At 40.8% G+C, this 4767-nt stretch carries 4 protein-coding genes; all 4 read right to left on the bottom strand.

The window, feature by feature from the left end; translation table 11 throughout:
* Positions 1 to 2119, bottom strand: a 2119-nt coding sequence (locus tag VK664_RS09170; protein WP_461398345.1) for an MG2 domain-containing protein, incomplete at its 3' end; no start/stop codon positions are given.
* 391 nt (positions 2120 to 2510) lie between these two features.
* Positions 2511 to 3383: a succinate--CoA ligase subunit alpha gene (gene sucD, locus VK664_RS09165; protein WP_461398344.1), complete on the bottom strand. Its 873-nt coding sequence runs from the start codon at positions 3381 to 3383 to the stop codon at positions 2511 to 2513.
* 42 nt (positions 3384 to 3425) lie between these two features.
* Positions 3426 to 4235 (bottom strand): ABC transporter ATP-binding protein, encoded by an 810-nt coding sequence (locus tag VK664_RS09160; RefSeq protein WP_461398343.1) that lies wholly within the window; start codon positions 4233 to 4235, stop codon positions 3426 to 3428.
* A partial coding sequence (locus VK664_RS09155; RefSeq protein ID WP_461398342.1) for an MlaE family ABC transporter permease occupies positions 4235 to 4767 on the bottom strand: 533 nt, incomplete at its 5' end. The genes VK664_RS09160 and VK664_RS09155, both read right to left, overlap by 1 nt.

The raw sequence follows: 4767 nt of genomic DNA, 5'->3' as shown, positions 1-4767 counted from the left end.
GACGTTTATATTCTTCCACCGAGAGATAAGCACTTCCCTGGGTTGTTTTATCAAATACCCGGAATCCGCCGTTTAATACCGATACCGGCAGCGTGAATTTGCCGGAATAAGAACCATATTCATTGGTTGTAACTTCTATAGAATCGGCTTTTTGTTGATTCGCATCGAACAAAATAATGGTCGTCTTAAACCCCGCTGCAACCGCGGCCGTTTTTAGCCTGTTGTTACGGCTCACCACTATCCCTTTGAAATAAACAGTCTGACCGGGTCGATAAATACTTCTGTCAAGAAATAAAAAACTTGTTTTTTTCTCCTGGTCTTCCGGTACTGTTCGGGGCTGGCGAATATAATAAACAGGATCATTGGTATAGAGCCTGTCATTTGCCGTATTGATTTCTAACTGAATATTTTGTTGTGAGGTTGTCCTGGAAGATAGTAAGCTGGCAGATAATAGGGAGAAATGTCCATTTTGATCAGTCGATAGTTTTTCACCTTTGGACTTGTTGTTCTTCCGGGTATTATAGTCGTAATTGTTATACCAGATCTGTACCCCGGCGCCATTAACAGGTTGCCCGGTTTCGCGGTTTAATACATAATAATCGTTGCTTTTCCTGATCCAGGCAAGAGCTGAAACATGGAGAAAATGAACAGCGAGCGGATCCTTATCAACAGCAAAATTTGCCTTGGTACTTGCTATTAATGCATATTGTCCAACCGGCAGAGGATCGATTTTTATTTCAGCGGAATGTAGCTGGTGATCCTTTGTATCCGGAAATTGTTGTTCAAATATTTTCAAGGCTGGAAGGACTATTAATTGCTTCCAGTAATTGTCCTCATCATTGGAAGCCTCCATTGAGGTGTTGAAGTTTACATCGATTTTTACAAGTCTGAAATATAGCTTACTGAAATTCCTGAAACTTACCCTGGCTCTGAATGGCTGAGCCGGGAGATTAACCTGTTCCAGCTGTAACAAAATTGATTTCTCACTAATCTCCTGTATCAGGTTGAATGCATTTATCTTCCCTTCACTTGAATCTTTTTGACCAATCAGTTTATCACATATTTCCTTTGCTTTTATCCATTCAAATCTATGTGTTTCATTTCTGAGAGGTTGGTAAGTCCGGGCGTTGTCGGCATGAATGGAGGCTTGCAGGTACCAGGCCTGGGAAGCCGCCGGCAAATCGCCATACTTGTTTGTGATTTGTGCTAAAGCCTCCTGGTACAATGCAAGTTTATTTCCCATCACGGCATGGTTCTTAACAAATTGCAACCTGTCAATATTAGCATCCAGAAACGCGTCTTTTGTTTTATCGTTGAAATGAAAGCGAAGTAATTTTTGATAAAGTATCATCGCCTGGTAATATGGCGATAATGTATCTGCAGTAATAAAACTTGTTGTGATAAATGCTTCGGCGGGAGCAAAAGCACTTTCATTATCAATCTCAAATGAATATGCCGGTTTTGTAATCGTACGCTCATCGTTCTTAAAATATTTTAATGCACGATGGGCCAGCAGGTCATACAAAGTTGGTCTCAGTTTGCGGATATTACCTTTAATAAGAATGGCTTCAAAAGGCGTCAGAGGTGTTGACTGTAACTGCTTTTCATTTTTCAATGAGGCTAAATAATATTTGTTGATAGCCGCATGAAAATCTTCGGGTGCCCATGTTTCAGGATCATCTTTTTTAAAATCGGTATTAGTAGCTGTGCGATTGTAAAACTTCCACCGGTTCTCCTGGAAATACCGCCAGTACTTTTCAGCGATGATATTGTTCAAAACTGACCTGGCCGGTTCCTTAACCAGTGGCAGATTTTTTTCAAGTTTTATAATTCCATCTGCTCGGCTGTTTTCCGTTATATTTTCTTCCAGCATCACCTGGTAGATCAAAGCTTTCACAACCTGTGTTTCATTGCCTTCTTTTATTGCTGAATTATAAATATTGTTCACAGCAGTTAAAGCTGACTTTGTCAGACCCTGTTTCATTACCAGGGTATCTATTTTTTTCCATTCTGAGCTATAGGTTTTCATGGGCGTTTGTGCCTGTATGGAATTAAAAAAATTGTTTAGCAGGCAGAAGCTGAAACAAAAACTCAGGGATACAAAAAAACTCGGTTTCATTAGTTATCTATTTTATCTGACGGCCTGTGCAAGGTATTAAATCTATCACCCATAGATGAACCGGATCCGGATTTTACATAAAACGGGATGTTAAAGCGGAGATGTTTGCTAATAGTCTGATTATCCGGGGTAACCACAGCCTGGCAATATCTACGGCATTTGGATAAATGATCATTCCCATTTGAATAATGTGGATTCATTTGCATAATGGTGATTCATTTGAATAATTGGCTATTCATTTGGATAATTGGTCTTTCATTTCCATTAATGGTGATTCATTTGGACAATAGGTCTTTCATTTGAATGCTACAGGAATATGTTTGCTAAAAAGAAAAGGCTGCCTTTGAGAGACAGCCTTTTAGTAAAGTATTTATAATGTATCAAAAAAGATTTACTTCTTTAGAACATTTGCAATTGTTTTCCCGATATCTGCGGGGCTTTGAACCACGATGATACCACATTCTGCCATGATCTTCATTTTTGCTTCTGCAGTATCTTCTGCACCGCCGATAATAGCACCGGCATGGCCCATACGACGACCCGGAGGGGCAGTCTGACCGGCAATAAATCCAACTACAGGCTTTTTAGCATTTTCCTTATACCATCTTGCTGCTTCAGCTTCCATTCCACCACCGATCTCACCAATCATTACGACAGCTTCGGTTTCCGGATCATTCATAAAAAGTTCGAGTGCTTCGCGGGTAGTGGTGCCGATAATAGGATCCCCACCGATACCAACTGCTGTTGAAACACCAAGACCGGCCTTTGCAACCTGGTCGCTGGCTTCATATGTCAGTGTTCCTGATTTTGAAACGATACCAATTTTACCTTTCTTGAAAACGAAACCTGGCATGATTCCAACCTTACATTCGTCGGCAGTAATAACACCTGGACAATTAGGTCCGATCAGTCTTGTGTTCCGGCCCTGCAGGTATAGTTTTACTTTTACCATGTCCTGTACGGGAATGCCTTCAGTAATACAAACTACCAGGCCAATACCGGCTTCAGCAGCTTCCATAATTGCATCTGCCGCAAATGGTGGCGGTACAAAAATGATGGATACATTGGCCCCTGTTTCCTTAACAGCTTCAGCAACGGTATTGAATACAGGTCTGTCAAGATGAGATGTGCCTCCTTTGTTTGGCGTAACACCACCTACAACATTTGTTCCGTATTCAATCATTTGTGAAGCATGGAAACTACCTTCTGTTCCGGTGAATCCCTGTACAACAATTTTGGACTGTTTATTAACTAAAATGCTCATATCAATATTTTAAAAGTCGGACAAAAGTAATGAATCCAACATCTATTTAATCAGATCATCCATATTTCTGTTATTGCCAATTTTGCCGCTCATTTCAAGCATCCTCATATCCTTGGCGTCTTTTAGGAACTCAGAGGCAAATATAAACTCGTTCAGGAGCTCATTTTTACTGAAAATAATTTCCTCTCTGTTACCTTCCCATTCCTTATCCCCCTTGTACATATATATAATATTATCACCAATTTCCATTACGCTATTCATATCATGCGTATTGACAACGGTGGTTATATTATATTCAGAAGTGATTTCTTTAATGAGTTTGTCAATAACCAATGAAGTCTGGGGATCAAGACCGGAATTTGGTTCATCGCAGAAAAGATACCGGGGATTCAATACTATAGCACGCGCAATCCCAACCCGCTTTTTCATACCACCACTAAGTTCAGCGGGAAATTTTTTGTTTACATCTTTCAGCTCTACCCTGGCCAGTACTTCATTAACGCGTTTAAGTTTTTTGGAATAGGGGTCTTTTGTAAACATGTCGAGGGGGAACATAATGTTTTGTTCTACCGTCTGGCTGTCGAACAAAGCGGAACCCTGGAAAAGCATGCCGATTTGTTTACGAATCTCTTTCTTTTCTTCAAGCTCCATCCTGGTGAAGCTTTTGTTTTCATACAGGATTTCCCCATTGTCTGGTTTAATGAGGCCGACCATACATTTCATTAAAACAGTTTTCCCACTACCACTGGCGCCGATGATCAGGTTGCATTTACCAGTCTGCATAACCGCACTGACATCATTGATCACCGTTTTATCTGAAAACCCTTTCTTGATGTTCTTTAATTCTATCATTATAATAACAATGCTGAGATAATATAATCCGCGAAAAGAATGGCAATGCAACTCACCACCACAGCCTTGGTACTTGCGCGGCCAATTTCAAGTGATCCACCTTCTACATAATAACCATAAAAAGCGGGAATGCTGGATATCAGGTAGGCAAATGTGTAACCCTTTACGATAGCAAAAAATACATTGTAAGGCTGAAAGTTTTCGAGCAGGCCCTTATCAAAAACATTGATGTCAACAATGCCCGATAAAGAGCTGGCAAGTCTTCCACCCCAGATACCAAGACCCATTGAAATAACAACCAGCAATGGTATGGTCAGCATTGCGGCGAGAATCTTTGGCAGGATAAGATACGTTTTCGTATTAATGCCCATGATTTCCAGCGCATCAATCTGTTCAGACACGCGCATGTTTCCGAGTTCAGAAGCAATCTTAGAGCCTACAACGCCGGCAAGCACGATACAAACCAGGGTGGGAGCGAATTCGAGAATAACCGTATCACGTACAATCTGCGCGATGGTAGATTTGGGAATCA

The organism is Flavitalea sp. (assembly GCF_035489435.1).
GTDB lineage: Bacteria > Bacteroidota > Bacteroidia > Chitinophagales > Chitinophagaceae > DATHKG01.
This window is presented reverse-complemented; position numbering and strand designations above follow the sequence as displayed.

What these genes read in the sequence shown, in the direction of transcription:
- sucD (WP_461398344.1), bottom strand. Translation starts at nt 3,383, where the DNA reads ATGAGCATTTTAGTTAATAAACAGTCCAAAATTGTTGTACAGGGATTC.
- VK664_RS09160 (WP_461398343.1), bottom strand. Translation starts at nt 4,235, where the DNA reads ATGATAGAATTAAAGAACATCAAGAAAGGGTTTTCAGATAAAACGGTG.